This is a genomic window from Duganella sp. Leaf126, assembly GCF_001423125.1.
Taxonomy (GTDB): domain Bacteria; phylum Pseudomonadota; class Gammaproteobacteria; order Burkholderiales; family Burkholderiaceae_D; genus Rugamonas.
Genome location: NZ_LMNW01000012.1, coordinates 622,794 through 641,195, shown reverse-complemented (window position 1 = coordinate 641,195; position 18,402 = coordinate 622,794). Strand labels below are relative to the sequence as shown.

14 protein-coding genes are annotated in these 18,402 nt (G+C 65.8%); 7 read left to right on the top strand and 7 right to left on the bottom strand.

What is annotated here, in order from left to right; translation table 11 throughout:
- Positions 1-130: 130 nt before the first annotated feature.
- The 6 genes from ASF61_RS10485 to ASF61_RS10460 form a co-directional block, all read right to left on the bottom strand.
- Positions 131-931 carry a TatD family hydrolase gene (locus ASF61_RS10485; protein WP_056154994.1) on the bottom strand — a complete coding sequence of 267 codons (801 nt, stop codon included), beginning with the start codon at positions 929-931 and terminating at the stop codon, positions 131-133.
- 23 nt (positions 932-954) lie between these two features.
- Positions 955-1,662 (bottom strand): lipoprotein-releasing ABC transporter ATP-binding protein LolD, encoded by a 708-nt coding sequence (gene lolD, locus ASF61_RS10480; RefSeq protein WP_056154991.1) that lies wholly within the window; start codon positions 1,660-1,662, stop codon positions 955-957.
- Entirely contained in the window at positions 1,655-2,920 is a 1,266-nt protein-coding gene (locus ASF61_RS10475) for a lipoprotein-releasing ABC transporter permease subunit (protein WP_056154989.1), read from the bottom strand. The genes lolD and ASF61_RS10475 overlap by 8 nt, the downstream gene beginning before the upstream one ends.
- A 15-nt stretch (positions 2,921-2,935) precedes the next feature.
- Positions 2,936-4,210 carry a lipoprotein-releasing ABC transporter permease subunit gene (locus ASF61_RS10470; RefSeq protein ID WP_373994538.1) on the bottom strand — a complete coding sequence of 425 codons (1,275 nt, stop codon included), beginning with the start codon at positions 4,208-4,210 and terminating at the stop codon, positions 2,936-2,938.
- A 76-nt stretch (positions 4,211-4,286) separates the two neighbouring features.
- The gene (locus ASF61_RS10465) at positions 4,287-5,033 is read right to left on the bottom strand and encodes a PEP-CTERM sorting domain-containing protein (RefSeq protein WP_056154986.1); all 747 of its coding nucleotides are present in this window, start codon (positions 5,031-5,033) and stop codon (positions 4,287-4,289) included.
- A gap of 65 nt (positions 5,034-5,098) precedes the next feature.
- Entirely contained in the window at positions 5,099-9,910 is a 4,812-nt protein-coding gene (locus tag ASF61_RS10460; protein WP_056154983.1) for an SdrD B-like domain-containing protein, read from the bottom strand.
- 345 nt (positions 9,911-10,255) lie between these two features.
- Here ASF61_RS10460 and ASF61_RS10455 point away from each other — a divergent pair, with 345 nt between their 5' ends.
- The 5 genes from ASF61_RS10455 to ASF61_RS10435 all read left to right on the top strand — a co-directional run bounded on the left by ASF61_RS10455 (position 10,256) and on the right by ASF61_RS10435 (position 14,589).
- Positions 10,256-11,326 (top strand): hypothetical protein, encoded by a 1,071-nt coding sequence (locus tag ASF61_RS10455; protein ID WP_056154980.1) that lies wholly within the window; start codon positions 10,256-10,258, stop codon positions 11,324-11,326.
- A gap of 1 nt (position 11,327) precedes the next feature.
- The gene (gene recJ / locus ASF61_RS10450) at positions 11,328-13,022 is read left to right on the top strand and encodes a single-stranded-DNA-specific exonuclease RecJ (protein WP_056154976.1); all 1,695 of its coding nucleotides are present in this window, start codon (positions 11,328-11,330) and stop codon (positions 13,020-13,022) included.
- A gap of 87 nt (positions 13,023-13,109) precedes the next feature.
- Positions 13,110-13,544 (top strand): antitoxin Xre/MbcA/ParS toxin-binding domain-containing protein, encoded by a 435-nt coding sequence (locus ASF61_RS10445; protein ID WP_056154974.1) that lies wholly within the window; start codon positions 13,110-13,112, stop codon positions 13,542-13,544.
- The gene (locus ASF61_RS10440) at positions 13,545-14,249 is read left to right on the top strand and encodes an RES family NAD+ phosphorylase (RefSeq protein WP_056154970.1); all 705 of its coding nucleotides are present in this window, start codon (positions 13,545-13,547) and stop codon (positions 14,247-14,249) included.
- A gap of 10 nt (positions 14,250-14,259) precedes the next feature.
- Positions 14,260-14,589, top strand: a complete 330-nt coding sequence (locus ASF61_RS10435; RefSeq protein WP_056154967.1) for a DUF2288 domain-containing protein — start codon at positions 14,260-14,262, stop codon at positions 14,587-14,589.
- Here the strand turns inward: ASF61_RS10435 and ASF61_RS10430 are convergent.
- A complete protein-coding gene (locus tag ASF61_RS10430; RefSeq protein WP_229205788.1) occupies positions 14,586-16,487 on the bottom strand; it encodes a carbohydrate-binding module family 20 domain-containing protein in 1,902 nt (633 codons plus the stop codon). The two genes, ASF61_RS10435 and ASF61_RS10430, sit on opposite strands and share 4 nt — an antisense overlap.
- Before the next feature lie 258 nt (positions 16,488-16,745).
- On the opposite strand from ASF61_RS10430, the gene ASF61_RS10425 reads away from it, so the two are divergent.
- Together ASF61_RS10425 and ASF61_RS10420 are read left to right on the top strand one after the other, a co-directional pair.
- A complete protein-coding gene (locus ASF61_RS10425) occupies positions 16,746-17,675 on the top strand; it encodes a glycoside hydrolase family 43 protein (RefSeq protein WP_056154964.1) in 930 nt (309 codons plus the stop codon).
- Positions 17,675-18,400, top strand: a complete 726-nt coding sequence (locus ASF61_RS10420) for a lipase secretion chaperone (RefSeq protein ID WP_056154961.1) — start codon at positions 17,675-17,677, stop codon at positions 18,398-18,400. Before ASF61_RS10425 ends, ASF61_RS10420 begins: the two co-directional genes overlap by 1 nt.
- The last annotated feature ends 2 nt before the right edge of the window (positions 18,401-18,402 follow it).

Below are 18,402 nucleotides of genomic sequence, written 5' to 3'. Positions count from 1 at the left end.
TGCAGCCGTGCGGCCGAACCGCGCCGCCTCGCCGTAGCCATCATCGAACCACCATTATGCGTGCGGCCTGCCGCGATCACTGTGGCGCTGCTGTCAACGCTGGGCGCGGCGTGCTACGGCTTGATGCCGCTCAATCGGCTTTCAACTTCATCCTAGGCAAGATCGCTGTCGCAGCAGCCGTGCTGGCTTGCGCCACCTGGTCCACCGCAATGCCGCGCAACTGCGCCAGGACCTCGCCGATGCGCGCTATCTGGTCCGGGCTGTTCCTGCCCGGGTGTACCCACGCCGGCGAGATGTCGGGCGCATCGGTTTCCAGTACGATGGCGTCCAGCGGCAGCTCGGTGGCCAGGCGCCGGATCTGCAGCGCGCGGGTAAATGTCATGGCGCCGCCGAAACCGAGCTTGAAGCCGGCGTCGATATAGCCTTGCGCCTGTTGAAAGCTGCCGTTGAAGGCATGGGCGATGCCGCCGTTCGGCGTGATCTGGCGGATATGCTTGAGCACCACGTCCTGCGACTTGCGCACGTGGGTCAGGATCGGCAGGCCGAAGTCGCGCGCGATGCGCAGCTGTTCGCGGAAGAAGTGGACCTGCTTGTCGCGCATGGCCGGTTCGCACAGCATCGGAATGAAGAAATCGAGGCCGACCTCGCCGATGGCGACGAAGCGCGGATCGTCCATGGCGGCGGCCACCTGGTCGCGCATCGCGCGCAGGTCGTCCTCGTGCGCGTGCGGCACGAAGATCGGGTGGATGCCCAGTGCGTAACAGCCGTTGGGTATGCTGCCGGCCAGCCGGGCGACGCCGGCAAACGTGGCCACTTCCACGGCCGGAATCACGATCATGTCCACGCCCTGCGCCTTGGCCAGCGCGGCTTGCGCCACCGACTCGTCGCCGAATTCGCCGGCGTCCAGGTGGCAATGGGTATCGATCCACATGGGGGCTCCCGGTTCTGCGCTGGCTAGTCCTGCCAGGGCTTCAGGCCGTCTTCGGTCAGGCGCAGCACGCGGTCGCAGCGGCGCGCCAGCGCCACGTCGTGGGTGACGATGATGAAGGCGGTGCCCAGCGTTTGCGCCAGTTCCAGCATCAGGTCGAAGATCTGCTGGGCGGTGGCCTGGTCGAGATTGCCGGTCGGTTCGTCGGCCAGCACGCAGGCCGGCTGCGTGACCAGCGCGCGGGCCAGCGCCGTGCGCTGACGTTCGCCGCCCGACAGTTCGCCCGGCACATGGCTCACGCGCTTGGCCAGGTTGACGCGCGCGAGCATCTGCTGCGCCACGCTGCCCGCTTCGGCGCGCTTGACGCGGCGGATCAGCAGCGGCATCGCCACGTTGTCGAGCGCGGAGAATTCCGGCAGCAGGTGGTGGAACTGGTAGACGAAACCGAGCGACTTGTTGCGCAGGTCGCCGCGCGCGGTCTCGCTGAGGGTGGCGAAGTCCTGGCCCTGCAGGGTCACGGTGCCGGTAGTTGGGGTATCGAGACCGCCCAGCAGGTGCAGCAGCGTCGATTTGCCGGAACCCGAAGCGCCGACGATGGCTACCCGCTCGCCGCGCCGCACGTCGATGTCGATCCCGGCCAGCACCTGCACCGAGTAACTGCCCTGGGTGAAGGTCTTGCCGAGATTACGGCAGGAGAGCACCAGCGGTTGATCGGCATGATTCATGTTATTCATAGCGCAGCGCCTCCGCAGGTTTGACACGCGCGGCCCAGCGGCTCGGATAGAGCGTGGCCAGGAAGGCCAGCACCACGGCCAGCCCGCCGATCTTGAATACATCCGGCCAGCGCATGTCCGATGGCACGGTACTGTTACTGTAGATATCCTTGGACAAGAACTGCACTCCCAATAAATGTTCAATGAATGGCACGATGACGTCGATGTTGAGCGCCACCAGCACGCCGCCGGCCACGCCCAGCAGCGCGCCGAGGATGCCCACCAGCGCGCCCTGGATCACGAAGATTTTCGTGATCGATGCCGGCGACGCACCGAGCGTGCGCAGGATGGCGATGTCGGCCTGCTTGTCGGTCACCGTCATCACCAGCGTCGACACCAGGTTGAAGGCGGCCACCGCGATGATCAGCGCCAGGATGATCGACATCATGCGCTTTTCGATCTGCACCGCGGCAAACCAGGTGGCGTTCAGCTGCGACCAGTCGCGCACCGTGAGGTCGCCCGTCATGCTGCGCTTGAGTTCCTGCGCCACCTGCGGCGCGCGGTGCATGTCCACCAGCCGCAGGCGCAGCCCGGACGGGGCGTCGAGCCGCAGCATCTTCTCGGCGTCGGTCAGGTGCACAAAGGCCAGCGACGCGTCGAACTCGCTGTGCCCGGCCTCGAAGATGCCGACCACCGTGAACGAGCGCATGCGCGGCAGCACGCCGGCCGGCGTGGCCTGGCCCTGCGCCAACGCCAGCGTGACCTTGTCGCCGAGCTGGGCGTGCAGCGAGCGCGCCAGTTCCACCCCGAGCACGATATTGTAGGCGCCCGGCTGCAACTGGGCGAAGCTGCCGCGCCGGGTCTGGGCGGCCACCTCGGAGACGGCCGGTTCCAGCTCGGGCAGCACGCCGCGCACGATGGCGGGCCGCAGCAGGTCTTCGCGCACCAACATGCCCTGCATCTCGGCGAACGGTGCGGCGCCGGTCACTTCCGGGTTCTTGCGGGCCGCAGCGATCTGCTCGCGCCAGTTCGGCATCGAGCCATTGTTATCGAAGATCTCGACATGGGCCAGCACCGACAGCATGCGGCCGGTGACCTCTTTCTGGAAGCCGTTCATCACCGACAGCACGATGATCAGCGCCGCCACGCCGAGGCCGATGCCGGCCATCGAGATCAGCGAGATGAACGAGATAAAGCTATTGCGGCCGCTGCGCTTGCCGGCCCGCGTGTAGCGCAGGCCGACCAGCCACTCATATGGCAGATTTTTCATGATGCTCATGCGTTGACTCGTCGATTATTCATAGCGCAGCGCCTGCGCCGGTTTCACGCGCGCCGCGCGCCAGCTCGGGTACAGCGCGGCCACGAAGGCCAGCAGCACCGACACGGCGCCGATGCTCACCACATCGCCCCAGCGCAGGTCCGACGGCAAGGCGCTGATGAAGTAGATTTCCTTGGACAGGAATTTCATGCCCAGCAGCTGCTCGATGGCCGGCACGATCACGTCGACATTGAGTGCCAGCAGCGCCCCCAGCGCGACGCCGATGGCGGTGCCGGCAACGCCGACCAGCGCACCCTGGATCATGAAGATCTTCATGATGGAAAACGGCGAGGCGCCCAGCGTGCGCAGGATGGCGATGTCGGCCTGCTTGTCGGTCACGGTCATCACCAGCGTGGAGACCAGGTTGAACGCGGCCACCGCGACGATCATGGTCAGGATGATGAACATCATGTGCTTCTGGCTCTGCACGGCCGCAAACCAGGTGGAGTTGAGCATGGTCCAGTCGCGCACGTACAGCTGGCCGGGCAAGGACAGCTTGAGCGCGCGCGCCACCTGCGGCGCCTGCTGCATGTCGGCCACGCGCAGGCGCAACCCGGCCGGCGCATCGATCTTGAGGACGCGCTCGGCGTCGGCCAGGTGGACGAAGGCCAGGGTGGAATCGAACTGGTTATGGCCGGCCTCGAAAATGCCGACCACGTGGAAGGTATGCATGCGCGGCATCACGCCGGCGCTGGTGGGCTGGCCGTCGGACAGCGCCAGCGTCACCTTCTGGCCCGGCTTGACGTCGAGCAGGCGCGCCAGCTCGATGCCGAGCACGATGTTGTCGCTGCCCGGCTGCAGCGCGCTGAAACTGCCCTCGCGCATCTGCTGGAGGACGTCGGACACCTGCGCCTCCATCTCGGGCAACACGCCGCGCACGATGGCCGGTTTCAGCACATCGCCGCGCACCAGCATGCCCTGGGCTTCGGCAAACGGCGCCACGCCGGTCACTTCGGGGTTCTTGCGGGCTGCCAGCGCCTGCTCGCGCCAGTCCGGCATCTGGCCGCGCAGGTCGAACAGTTCGACGTGGGCCAGCACCGACAACATGCGGTTGGTGACCTCTTTTTCGAAGCCGTTCATGACCGACAGCACGACGATCAGGGCAGCGACGCCGAGCGCGATGCCGGCCATCGAGATCAGGGCGATAAACGAGATAAAACGGTTGCGGCCGCCGCGCTTGCCGGCCCGCGTATAACGCAGACCGACCAGCCATTCATACGGCAAACTGCTGACGACACGGATAAAACTCATAAAAAACGGTCACGCGTGGTGGGTTGAGGCCGCAGTGTGCCACAACTTGGCGATTTCGCCGACCGCTTAGCGTACGTCAGGCGAATTTTTCCTGGCCCAGGCCCGCATGCTTGCGGCGACGACGGCCCATCACGCCCAGCAAACCCAGGCCCATCCCCATCATGACCCAAGTGCCGACTTCCGGTACCGGCGACACGCCCAGCATCTCCTGCGACACCTGCTGGCCGTCCATGCCGGTGTAGCTGGTGTAGGTGTACAGGTTTTTCAGCTGGTAGCCGGCCAGGTTGTCGATCAGCTGCTGGGCCGCTTCCACGTTGGCGTCGTTGCCACGGGTGTAGTACTGCAGGCCGGTGGTGTCGAACAGCTTGCCGTCGTCGTTGTGCAGTTCCCACAGCGCCAGCTGGAACGCCACCTGGGCGTCGCTGCTGGTACCCTTGCCGACGCTCTTGACGGTGTTGGCATACGCCGTTTCATACAGCGCCTTGACCTTGTCGCTGACGACCACGTTCTGGTGCGCCGTGTACACGGCGTTTTGCAGCGCGTCGATGGCCGGTGCGAAGCAGTACACGTAGAACTGGTTGGCATAGCTGTCGTTGCTGGTCATCTGGGTCAGCGCCACGCCCTGGGCGTGGAAGCTGCCGAGCGGCGGCTCCTTGAAGAACTTGGCGCCGGCATCGACCACCAGGCCGCCATCGACGGCATTCTGGTTGTAGGTCACGACGCCTGCTGGGGCAGGCGCTGCCTGGCTGGCGCCCGGGAAGGCGATGGCGATGGCGGCGGCGATGGCGGACGATTTCAGGACGTTTTGCAGGGTGATGGTCATTGTTGTTCTCTTGTGGTGAAGTGGATAGTCGGGTAATGGCAAGTTCAAATCGTGGTAGGGGTCGGTCACGCCGCGAACAGCGGGCAATGCGGCGCGCTCTGGCCCACCAGCTGCACCTGGCCCGCGTCGGCAAGCAGCTGGTCGATGCTCGGCGCCGTCACGCCGGCGGCGGCAGCGTCGCTGGCGGCGACGTTGAAGTACACGTCGGTCATGGCCGCGCTGTGACCATTGGCCAGGGTCACGGTGCTGCTTTCCATGTGCAGGTTGTTGTTGGCGTCGAGGAAAGCCAGGTCGGTGTGGGCCAGTTTCAGGCTGACCACGCCGGCCTGGGCCAGCGACACCAGTTCGCCGGCGTCGGTCTTGCCGTTGCTGTTGGCGTCCTGCCAGATCAGCAGGCTGGCAAAATCGGCATCCAGGCTATCGACCACGCCGTCGCCGTTGCTGTCATAGCTGGCCAGCTTGGCGAAACCGTCGCCCTTGCCCATGCCGCCGAACAGTTCGCCGATATCGTCGATCTGGCCGTTGTGGTTGCTGTCGATGGCCAGGAAGCCGTCGCCCTTGGACAGCCAGCCGGTCTGGATCGCCTTGCCGGTGCCAAGCAGATCGAAGGAACCGGTCATGTCCTGGCGGGCGATGGTGTGGATGCCATCGCCGTTGAGGTCGATCGCGATCGGCGTGATCGCGGCATCCCAGCTCATGTCGTTCTTGCCGGACGTGAGCGTGATGGTGTCGGTCTTGGTGACGTTGTTGAACATCTTGCCGTCGCCGGCCACGTCGGAATCGATGGTGTCGTCGGTGCCGGTGTTCTTGACGCCCCATTTCCAGTCGCTGAGATTGACGCCCTTGAACTGGACGTCGGTCTTGTCGAACTGCACGTAATACTTGCCCGGGGTCAGGTTGACAAACTTGTAGTTGCCATTGGCATCGGTCTTGACCGACGCGCCCAGCTGCTTCTTGGTGGCAGCGTCGTACAGCGACACGGTGATGCCGCCGATACCTTCCTCACCGGCATCCTGCACGCCGTTGTGGTTGCTGTCGCGCCAGACCTTGTCGCCGATGCTGGCCTTGCGGTAAATCCCGGCGTCCTCGGTGGTGATGTTCTGACCGGTGCCCAGCACGATGGTGCCGGTGCGGCCGGTATTGCCGTTCACGTTCGTGATGTCGGAATCGGTGGCGTCGCTGCCCATGCCGGACTTGGTGAAGTACCAGCCGGCGCCGTTGGTCACTTCGACCTTGTAGTTGCCGGCAGTGAGGCCGCCAAACAGGTACTGGCCGCCGTCGTGGGTCACCGTGGTGGCCTTCAGTACGTTGTTGGCATCGTACAGCTTGACGGTCACGCCATCGACGCCTTTTTCGCCGGCATCCTGCACGCCGTTGTAGTTGCTGTCTTCCCAGACGCGGTCGCCGATGCTGGACGCCTTGATCAGGCCGGCGTCATGGGTCCGGTCGATCACGCCGGACGCAAGCGAGAACTGCGCCACCAGGCCATTGGCATCGGCATCGGAATCGAAGCTGTCGTAGTAGCCCTGGTTCTGTTTGGTGAACAGGTAGCCGTCCGGTGCGTCGAACTTGACCGAGTATTTGCCGGGGCCGACGTCATTGAACAGGTACTGGCCATAGGCGTCGGTGACCTGGGTGGCCACCGCCTTGCCCGCTTCGTCGAGCAGCGTCACCTTGACGCCGCCCATGCCGCTCTCGTAGCTTTGCTGGATGCCGTCGCCGTTGGCGTCGTGCCACACGCGGTCGCCGATGGCGCCGGTCTGGAACACGCCGGCGTCCATATTGGTGACGTTCTGGCCGGCGGCCACCGTGACGGTGCCGAGGTTGCCGCTGGCATTGGCGTTGCTGTCGAGCGCATCATTGCTGCCGGCGAACTGCTTGGTGACGACGTAGCCGTTCGGCAGTTTCATGGCCACGCTGTAGGTGCCCGCCTCGACCGCGAATTTGTAGTTGCCGTTGTAATCGGTGGTGGTGGTCTTGACGACCTTGCCGCTGCTGTCGCGCAGCTCCATGGTCACGCCGGACTTGCCGCTCTCGCCGCTGTCCTGGATGCCGTTACCGTTTTTGTCGAACCAGACGCGGTCGCCGATGGTGGCGGCTGCCACCACGCCGGCGTCGATGCTCTTGTTCACCTCGCCCGACGCCAGTGTGAAGCTTTGCGTCAGGCCGCCCGCGTCGGCGTCGGAATCGACAGCCGCGTTGCTGCCGGCATGGGCGCCGGTAAAGCTCATCCCTTCCGGCAGCGTGCTCTTGTCGAACTGCACGCTGTAGGTGCCGGGCTTGAGGTTGCCGAACTGGTAGTTGCCATTGGCGTCAGTCAGGACCGAGGCGCCCACCTGCTTGCCGCTGGCGTCGAGCAGCGTCACCTTGACATTGCCGATGCCCGCTTCGCCGCTGTCCTGGATGCCGTTGCCGTTCTTGTCGAACCACACGCGGTCGCCGACGCTGGCGGTCTTGTACAGGCCGGCATCGACGGTGTTGTTGGTCTCGCCGTTGGCCAGCGTGATCTTGCCGCTCTGGCCGGTGCTGCCGACGTTGCTGTCGAGGCTGGTGTCACTGCCGGCATTGGCGGCGGTGAAGACATACCCCTTGGGCGCGGTGACGGCCACCGTGTAGGTGCCGGCGTCGGCCGTGAAGCTGTATTTGCCGTCGGCGCCGGTGGTGGTGGTCTGCACCACCTTGCCGCTGCTGTCTTTCAATTGCACGGTGGCGCCGGTGATGCCGGTTTCGCCGGCGTCCTGCACGCCGTTGGCGTTGCTGTCTTCCCAGACGCGGTCGCCGAGCGTGGCTTTCTGCGCCACCAGGCCGGCGCGCACGGTCACGTCGTCGCCGGAGGCGAGCGTGACCTGGCCGGTGGTCCCGGTGTCGACACTGGCGTCGGAGCCGCCGCTGCCGGGGGCGCCGGTGCTGGCCGTGGTCAGCGCATAGCCGGCCGGCAGCGTCGCCTTGTCGAACTGCACGCTGTAGGTGCCCGGCTGGAGGCCGGTGAACTGGTAGTGGCCATTGGCGTCGGTGGTGGCGACGGCGCCAGGCACGGCGTTGCCGCTGGCGTCGAGCAGGGTCACGCGCACGCCGGCGGCGCCGGTCTCGCCGTCGCTGACCAGGCCGTCGCGGTTCTTGTCGAACCAGACGAATTCGCTCAGCGACGCCGGACGGTACAGGCCGGCATCGATATCGAGGTTGTTCTGGCCCGGGGCCAGCACCACCGTGGCCTGGCCGCTGGCGCCGACATCGCTGTCGAGCGCACCGTTGGCGCCCTGGCCGGCAGCGGTGAACACATAGCCGGCCGGTGGCGCCACCGCCACCGTGTAGGTGCCGGGATCGACGGTGAAGCCGTACTGGCCGCCGTCGTGGGTGGTCACGCTGGCCACCACGTTGCCGCCCGCGTCCTTCAGGTTGACCACCACGCCGTCGATGCCCGCTTCGCCGGCATCCTGCACGCCGTTGCCGTTGCGGTCTTCCCACACGCGGTCGCCGAGCGTGCTTTGCTCGATGACGATGCCGGCGTCGAGGTGGGTCACATTGCTGCCCGAGGCCAGCACCACTTGCGCGGTGGCGCCGGTATCGACGTTGGCGTCCGAGTCGAGCGTGCCGTCGGCGCCCTGGCCCTGGGCCGTGAACAGGTAATGGGCCGGCAGCGTGGTCTTGTCGAACTGCACGCTGTAAGCGCCCGGCTTGAGGTTGCTGAACTGGTAGTGACCGTCGGCGTCGGTGGTAGCGACGGCGCCGGCAACGGCGTTGCCGCTGGCGTCGAGCAGGGTCACGCGCACGCCGGCCACGCCGCGCTCGCCGCTGTCCTGCACGCCGTTGCGGTTGCTGTCGTACCAGACCGTGTCGCCGAGCGTGGCTGGACGGTACAGGCCGGCATCGACATCGTTATTGGTCGTGTTGGCGGCCAGCGTGATTGCGCCGGTATGACCGCTGGCGTCGATATCGCTGTCGTGCGCGCCGTCGGCGCCCTGCGCCTGCGCCGTCACGGCGTAGCCGGCCGGGGCCTTGACGGTGACCGAATAGGTGCCGGCCGTCACGTCGAAGTGGTAGTTGCCGCTGGCGTCGGTGGTGGTGGTGGCGACCAGGTCGCCGTTGGCAGCTTTCAGTTGCACTTCCACGCCGGCCAGGCCCGCTTCGCCGGCATCCTGGACGCCGTTACCATTGGCATCTTCCCACACCAGGTCGCCCAGGTGGGCAGGCGGCACCTTGAAGGTCAGATAATTCGGGGTTGCGCTGGTGTCGGCTGCGCCGCAGCCGACCACGCCGCCGGCGTCGCGTACCTTGAAACCGACTTCGAAGGTGCCGGCCGTGCTCTGGCTCGGCTCAAAGCTCAGCTTGCCAGCATCGATGTCGGCAGCAGAAATCTCGGTGTTGACGGTGACCGCCACGCCATTGAGCTTGAGTATCCCCGCGCTCGGCAGCGCGGTGATGATCACCGACTGGAAGGCGTCGTGCTCGACGGGATCGACGAAGCCGAAATCGGCCTGGCTCAGGGCCACCGGACCGCCATCGTGCAGATCGAAGGTCTTGTCGGCGCCGGTGGGGGCGTCGTTGACCGGATCGACGATCACGCGCAGGCTCAGGGTGATCGAATTACCCTTGCTGCCCTGGTCGAGCACCAGCTCGTAGGTGCCGAATTCACCGTTGTAATTGGGCGCCCACTTGCCTGGACGTACGTACACGGTATCGGCGTCCACCTTGCCGAACAGCGCCGTGTCCTTGTTGCTGACCGTGCCGTCGGGCAGCACTACCGACAGAGCGTTGATTTTCAGGGTGTTACCGGGATTGGGCGTGTAGCCCGCGCTGGCCAGGATGTCGCGGATGTCGAAGTTACCTTCGGTATCTTCGCAAATGTGAATAGTGGTTGCAATATTGATCGAGCTCATGCTTCGCTTTCTTCAGTTCTTTTTTTCGACAGTATTTTCGACAACAGGCCGGCGCAGCGAAACGCGAATCGGGGGTTGCAGCGGCGGTGAGGGATGTGGCGGTTACTGCGCAAGCGTCACGGGGCTCGGTGACAACTTGCTTTCATGACTTGCTTTCATTTTTGTTGTCGAGATTATAGCCAAAATTTACTTTAGATAACTATTATTTTCAATCTGACAGGCGTTTGTGCATAAAATAATACAGTTTTCCTTAAAGCAACTATTCGGATGTCGCGCGATCCGGCTTGCGCTGGCGGTTTTTGAAACGCCTGCTCGTCCTTGGCCACAATCGCCTACAATCTCGGGATGACCGATATCACCCTCGCACTACCGTTCGCGCTGCCACCGGCGGACATGGCGCCGCACCTGTTGCGCGCGTTGCAAGTTCCGGCGCTTGCCGCCCTGCTCGGCCGCCACAGCCGCCAGCAATTCCACAGTGCCAGTGAGCACAGCCGCGTGCTGCCGCATGAAGCGTGGCTGGCCCGCACCCTGCACCTGGCGCCGGCGCCGGTCACCGGCCAGACCGCCGCACCGCTGGCGCTGGCCTGCATGCGCGGCTGCGGCCTGCAGGCGCAGGCGGCCGAAGGTCACTGGCTGATCCTGCAGCCGGCGCACATCCAGGTCTCGAGCACCCACCCGTCGCTGGCCGATCCGCGCGCGCTGCAGCTCGACGAGGCCGACGCCCGCGCCCTGTTCGACGCCGCCCGGCCGTTCTTCGAAGAGCTGGGCAAGCCGCTGCTGTTCGGCGCGCCGGGCCTGTGGTTCGTGCGTGCCGACGACTGGCGCGACCTGTCCACCGCCTCGCCCGACACGGCGGTCAACCAGAATCTCGGCGACTGGCTGCCCGAGGGCGAGCGCGCACGCGACTTCCGGCGCCTGCAAAATGAAATCCAGATGCTGTGGCATGCCCATCCCGTCAATGCCGCGCGCGAGGCGCGCGGGCTACCGGCCGTCAATTCGTACTGGTGCTGGGGCGGCGCTTCAGCCACGCCTGCCACGCCGGCATCTTCAGCCAGGCCAGCGGCGCCCGTGCTGGCCGTGAGCGGCGCGCCGTCGTGGTTGCAGGCGCTGGCCGCACCGGCATGGCGTCAGGCCACCGTGGACCAGCTGATTGCTGGCCCGCAGCATGGCGTCGCCATGGTCGCCGACCTGATCGCACCGGGCCAGGCCAGCGCCTGGGCCGAATGGATCGCCGCCCTGCAGCAGATCGACCGCGACTGGTGCGCGCCGCTGCTGGCAGCGCTGATGGCAGGCCAGCTGGGCCGCGTCACGCTGATGCTCAGCCACCGCGAAGGCTGGCTCGAGGTCTCGACCACCAAAATGGCGCAGCGCAAATTCTGGCGCCAGCCCAACCTGAATCTGTTGAAACAACGCTGACATGACCCGTATCGCCATCCGTCCCATCCCTTTCCGCGAATCCGAGGTGCTGCGCCAGGAAGGCGTGCACCCGGTGCTGGCCCGCCTGTACGCGGCGCGCGGCCTGACCGACGCCAGAGACCTGTCGAGCGAGCTGTCGGCCATGATTCCGCCGTCGGGGCTGATGAACATCGGCGCTGCCGCCGTGTTCCTGGCCGACGCCATCGCCGCCGGCAAGCGCATGGTCATCGTGGCCGATTACGACTGCGACGGCGCCACTGCCTGCGCCGTGGCGCTGCGCGGCCTGCGCCAGATGGGCGCCGTGATCGACTACATCGTGCCCAACCGCTTCGAATACGGCTACGGCCTGACGCCCGAGATCGTGGCGCTGACGGCGCGCGAAAAGCAGCCCGACATCATCATCACCGTCGATAACGGCATCGCCAGCATCGACGGCGTGGCCGAAGCGAACCGGCGCGGCATCGAGGTGGTGGTGACCGACCACCACCTGCCGGCCGCCACCCTGCCCGCCGCGCGCGTGATCGTCAATCCGAACCAGCCCGAGTGCGGTTTCCCCAGCAAGCACATCGCCGGCGTGGGCGTGGTGTTCTACGTGCTGCTGGCCTTGCGCGCCGAGCTGCGCGACCGTGGCGTGTTCGATACCAAGACCCAGCCCAGGCTGCAGGAACTGCTCGACCTGGTGGCGCTGGGCACGGTGGCCGACGTGGTGCGGCTCGATCCCAACAACCGCATCCTGGTCGCGCAAGGCCTGAAACGGATGCGCGCCGGCCAGATGCACCCAGGCATTGCAGCGCTGTTCCGCGTGGCCGGCCGCAACCCGCGCACGGCCTCGCCGTTCGATCTCGGCTTCGCGCTCGGTCCGCGCCTGAATGCTGCGGGCCGCCTGGAAGACATGTCGCTCGGCATCGAGTGCCTGGTGACCGACGACGACGACCGCGCCTGGGAACTGGCCCAGCAACTCAACAGCATCAACCTCAAGCGGCGCGAGATCGAGGCCGACATGCAGGACACCGCGCTGCTGCACCTCGACACCTTCGAGCCGGCCAGCAGCAGCACCATCTGCGTGTTCGACGACAGCTGGCACCAGGGCGTGATCGGCATTGTCGCCTCGCGCCTGAAGGAAAAATTCTTCCGCCCGACGATTACCTTCGCGCCGGCCGGCGACGGCTGGCTCAAGGGCTCGGGCCGCTCGATCCCCGGCTTCCACCTGCGCGATGCGCTCGACCTCGTGTACAAGAAGGCGCCCAGCCTGATCGACAAGTTCGGCGGCCATGCGATGGCTGCCGGCCTGACCCTGCGCGCCGACGCCTTCGAAGCGTTCTCGATCGCCTTCGAGGAAGTCGGGCGCGCCTGGCTGACCGAGCAGCAGCTCGAACGCGTGATCGAAACCGACGGCCCGCTCGAAGATGCGTACTACACCACCGCCTTCATCGACCTGATGGCGGGCCAGGTCTGGGGCCAGGGCTTTGCGCCGCCCGTGTTCTGCGACGAATTCCGCGTGGTCAGCCAGCGCATCCTCAAGGAACGTCATTTGAAACTGCTGCTGGAAAAAAACGGCGCGCGCTATGACGCGATCTGGTTCGGCCACATCGATGCGCTCGGCGACCGCGCCAGGGTCGCGTTCCGGCTCGACGCCAACGAATTCAATGGCGTGACCAAGGTGCAGCTGCTGGTCGAGCACGCGGAAGCGGCATAAACCGGGCAAAAAAGCGGCGCGCCAGTTTGATTTCGGATTGCCTTTCATCCGAAAACAGAGTATAACCACACCATCACCGGAGGATTTATGCTCAATTTTGCCTACCCCCGCAGCCGCTTCGAACCCACCGTGCTGGTGGACCTCAATGCCAAGGCCGAGCGCGAGCGCCTGTCGACGTCGGCGCTCAAGGGCTTTTTCAAGCTGGCGGCCACCTGGAGGCTGCGCGACGACGACGCGCGCCAGTTGCTGGGCGGGCTGTCCAACAGCACCTGGTACGACTGGAAGAAAAAGCCGGAGCGCACGCTGGAAGTGGACTGCATCACCCGCATCTCCTACCTGCTCGGCATCTACAAGGCGCTGCACATCCTGTACGGCGACCGGCTGGCAGACGAGTGGATCAACCTGCCCAACACCAACCAGATTTTCGACGGCCGCACACCGCTTGCCTACATGCTCGCCGGCGGCCTGCTGGCCATGCAGACGGTGCGCCAGCTGCTCGACGCCCGGCGCGGAGGGCTGTAAGTGGCCGTTACCCTGGTGCCACCGCTGACCACACTGCGCCAGTTCGATACCTGCCGCCTGCTGCCGTCGCGCTTTGCCGACGTCGAGGATTCGGTGCTGGCGCCGCTGGCCGACAACGACGCCCACCTGCGCGACTTGTTCGAGCTCGACAACGCCACCAATGCCCGTCTGCGCACTCAGAACGGCGGCCCCTCCACCGGCGCCGGCACCGGCATCAGCGTCGATGAACTGGTGTTCGGCGTGCCCAATTTCCGCATCATCAACGCCGCCTATACCTACGCCCATCCGCAGGGCAGCCGTTTCAACGACGGCCGGCGCGGGGCCTGGTACTGCGCGTTCGACGCCGAGACGGCGCTGGCGGAGGTGAGCTTCCACAAGACGGTCGAATATGCCGAGATCGGCCGCTTCGACGACAGTGTCCAGTACCAGTGCATGCTGGCCGATTTCACGGCCAGCTTCCACGACCTGCGCGGCCAGCCGCGCTACGACGCCTGTCTGGCGCCGGACAGCTATGTCGCCTCGCAAACGCTGGCCGAACAGCTGCTCGACGGCGGCTCGCTGGGCGTGCTGTATCCGAGCGTGCGGCGCGCCGGCGGCACCAACCTGGCGTGCTTCCGCCCCGCGCTGGTGGGCAATGCGCGCAAGGGCGCAGCCTACCGGCTGACCTGGCGCGGCGCCCCCGACCCGATCATCGAGATTTTATAAAATAAAGACTATGCAAACCAAACCGGAAAAAGACACCGAACTGCGCGACAAGGTCAACCGCGAGACCGCGCGCCTGCCGTTGACCGAACTGCTCAAGCATTTCGCCCAGGGTAATGTGGTGTGGGTGGCCGACTCGCTCGACCTGGTCGATGTGGCCGTGCGCATTTCGCACGACGACAAGGCCAGCATCGGCAAGTGGATGGAGGCCGGCCTGCTGGCCAAGGTCAGCGACCAGCAGGCCCAGGGCTGGCTCGACACGAACGCCCAGCTGTGGGCGTCCGTGGTCAGTCCCTTCATCCTGGTACAGCAGCACAAGGCTGTACCGGCGCGCCTGCATTAGTTCTTGAAGCTGCCGCCATCGAGCGTGAGCGTGCCGCCGCAAGCCGGCGTGGTCGCTTCACGGTTGCCGCTGGCGGTGGACTGATTGCTCTCCCACACGGCCGAGGCGCCCACCTTCACGAACTTGTACTGGATCGCCGTGGCCGGCGGCAGCTGTACGGTGCGCGACCACGGCACGTTGGCGCCGCTGCCCTCGATGGTCATCTGGGTGCCGGAACCGGGCGTCCAGTTGCCGAGCGCCGCCTGGTTGCCGACCACGTTCAGGTTCTGGCCGAACGTGGTGTTGGCGTTGGCGATGCGGAAGGTGACCGGCACCGTGCTGCAGCTGCCGGGATTGGTGGTGCCACCGCCGCTGCCGCCGCCCGACCCTGCCACCTTCTGGTTGATGTGCAGCGCCACGGCAGGCACGCTCGCGCCGCCGTTGCCGGGAATGCTCACGCTGATCACGCCATTGCTGCCGACCGTCACGCTGCCGCCGGTACAGGCGGTGCCGGCGCTGTTCAACTGGCCCTGCACCACGTTGCAGTAGGTACCGGCAGGGAGCTGGGTTTGCAGCGATGCATTCCAGGCAGCGCTGTCGTTGTTGATCGCGACATACCCCTTGGCGCCGCGGCCGAAGGCGATCTGGTTGGCGGTGCCGGTGGTGAAGTTATCGACGCCCTGCCCCGCCGTCACCGAGCGGAATTTGACCATGTTGGCAATATCGCTCCAGCGGTGGATGAAGTCCCACTGCTGGTTGATGACCGGATTGCCGCTGGCATCGAACGGGCTGGCCGATGGCGGCCCCTGGTCGTAGCTGCTGAAGCGGAAGCCCGAGTGCAGCTGGGCCTGCCCGTACGGCCAGGCCAGCATGAAGATATTGGCCAGGTCGTAGCGCTTGGTGCCCTGGGTGTCGTTGACGCTGCCCGAGACGTAGTTGCTGGCGACCAGCGAGCTGCCGTTGCGCTCGGTATCCCAGTTGTTGACGAACACGGTTGCTTTCTCGCTCGGCACGAAGCCCCAGCTGCCGCCCCAGTTGCCGGGCGTGCCCATGATGGTGCGCACCTGCGACAGGCTGGCGCCGTTCTCGTTGCGGAACATGGCTTTCAGCGCGTACGAATACTGGAACTCGTTGAGGGTGCCGGCGGCAAAATACGTCGAGCGCACGACGTTGCTGTCCGGGATCACCTCCTGCGTCACCCACAGCGGTTCGCCCGACGTCGTCGTTTGCGTGACGCCGCTGAGGAAGCCCTGAATATCGGACGGCTGCATGTGCTTGGCGGCGTCGAAGCGGAAACCGTCGACACCGAGCGAGCGCAGCTTGTTCAGGTAGGTCTTGACCTGGCCCTGGACGTAGCTGCCCTCGGTTTTCAAATCGGGCAAACCGCTGAGCCGGCAGAACATCACGTTGTTGCGGTTGCCGGGCGAGCCGTAATCGCCACCGGCGATGTCGCACGCCGGGTGGAAATCGCTGGCGCTGAAGAACGGGTACGTGAGCGACGTCGAATTCCAGGTCGAGCCGTCGGTGGCCGTGCCGGCGCCGGCTGCCACGTGGTTGACCACCACGTCCACGTACACGCGCACCTTGGCCGCGTGGCAGGTATTGACCATGGCCTTGAACTCAGCCTCAGTTCCCATATTGCTTTGCAGCGAATTGAAATTCACGGGCTGGTACACGTCCCACCAGGTGCCGAGGCTGGCGGCAGCCGTCGGCGGCGACACCTGCACCGCGCCAAAACCTTGCGGGCCGAGGAAGCTGGTGCACTCCTTGGCGATATCGTTCCACTTCCAGCGGAACATCTGGGCCGAGGTATCGGTGGGGTTGAGCGCGGCATGGGCCGGCGCCAGGGCTGCAGCGCCGATCAGGCCGGCAGCGCACAGGATGCGGGGGATGTTGCGAAGTCTCGTCGGGGTCATCATCGTGTCCTTTGTCGTTATGTTGGGGATATCATTGTCTCCCACGCAAAATGTAGCAGAACTACAGCGGTTTGCCAGCATAAATTTCAAGCGTTTACTGAAAAATTCTCCGGGAACAGTAATTCGACTACATGAATGCCTGTAGTCGTGATATGGATCGCGATATCGCAGCGGGGAAAAAATTGATTAGACGCCCGCTCCGCCAGGGCACAGCATGGGGCACTGCCGCAACGACGGCAGCCATAACATATCGGAGACTACATGACACCCCTGAAACAACTGACCCTGTGGGCGGCTGCCGGCTGCCTGTCCCTGGCCTCGCTGGGCGCCGCCGGCGCCACGTTCACCCTGACCGGCGACCTGGTCACCCACGATCCGCAGCTGTACAAGGCGGCCAGCACCTGGTGGATCGTCGAAACCAGCGACACCGGCATCGGCGTCAAGTACTCGGCCGACGGGCGCGCGTGGAAGCAAGGCGTGCCGGTCTTCGGCAGCGGCCTGTCGTGGTGGGGCCAGTACAACGGCAACACCAAAAGCGTCTGGGCGCCCGACGTCCACGAATGGAACGGCAAGGCCATCCTGTATTACGCGGTGTCGAGCTTCGGCAAGCAGAAGTCGGCCATCGGCCTGGCCACGGCGTCGAGCATCGCCCAGGGCAACTGGACCGACCAGGGCGCCGTGCTGACCTCCGCCGCCGGCGACGACTTCAACGCCATCGACCCGAATTTCTTTGTCGATAAGGCGGGCCAGCCGTGGCTCAGCTACGGCTCGTTCTGGACCGGGATCTATATCACGCGGGTGGACGCCAACACCCTGAAACCGTTCGGCGCCCGCACCCGGCTGGCCGCCGACAGCATCGGCATCGAAAATCCCTTCATCATCGCCAACGGGTCCTATTACTACCTGTTCGTCTCCAAGGGCAAATGCTGCGATGGCGCCAACAGCACCTACCGCATCGCCTACGGCCGCGCGACCAGCGTGACCGGGCCCTATCTCGACAAGAACGGCGTCGACATGCGCAACGGCGGCGGCACCGTGCTCGACGCCGGCGGCGGCCGCTTCATCGCACCCGGCGGCGAATCGGTCAGCAACGGCGTGCTGGCCCGCCACGCGCTCGACAGCCAGAACAACTACACGCCGATCCTGTTCATGAGCGACCTGTTCTTCACCAACGGCTGGCCGACCTACTGATGCTGTCCGCGCCGCTGGTGGTTGCCACCACGCTGTCGGCGGCAGCGCTGGTGCTGGCCGCAGCCGTGGATGGCGGCCGGGCGCCAGCGGCAGCAGCCGCCAGCACGGCGCCACACGTCCTGTCGCAGCTGGCGCCGGCGGCAACTGGCAGCAGCGCTGGCCGCGCGGCCCCGATGAACGACGCCTTGACGGCGGCGGACACGGCTGCCGTCCCCGGGATGGCAGCAGCTGTGCCGGCGGACAGCCGCAGCCTGGCGCTGACCGACGACCAGCACCTGATCGCCGACCAGGCGCTGCATGCGGTAATGGACGCGTATCTGGCGGACCGCCGCAATCCGCAGCGCCTGCAGCAGCTGGCCGGCTTCGTGCGCGCGCGGCTGCCGGCCGGCGCGGCCAGCGAAGCGCTGGCCCTGGCAGCGCGCTATGACGCCTACCTGACCGCGCACGATGCGCTGCTGAAGGCACAGAACTTCGGCGACCAGCCCGACCTTTACCGGCTGGCCGGCTGGCAGGCCCAGCGCCGCCAGCTGCGCCAGCGCATGCTGGGCGCCGATGTCAGCGAACAGTGGTTCGGCACCGACGACGCCTACCTGGAACAGGCAATCGCCGAACGCCGCCATCCGCCTGCCAGTACTGCGCAACGCCCCGCCAGCGACGACGAACGGCTGCACGCCCTGCACATGCAGGCGGTGATCGACGCGGCGCTCGGGCGGGCAGCACCGTGAGG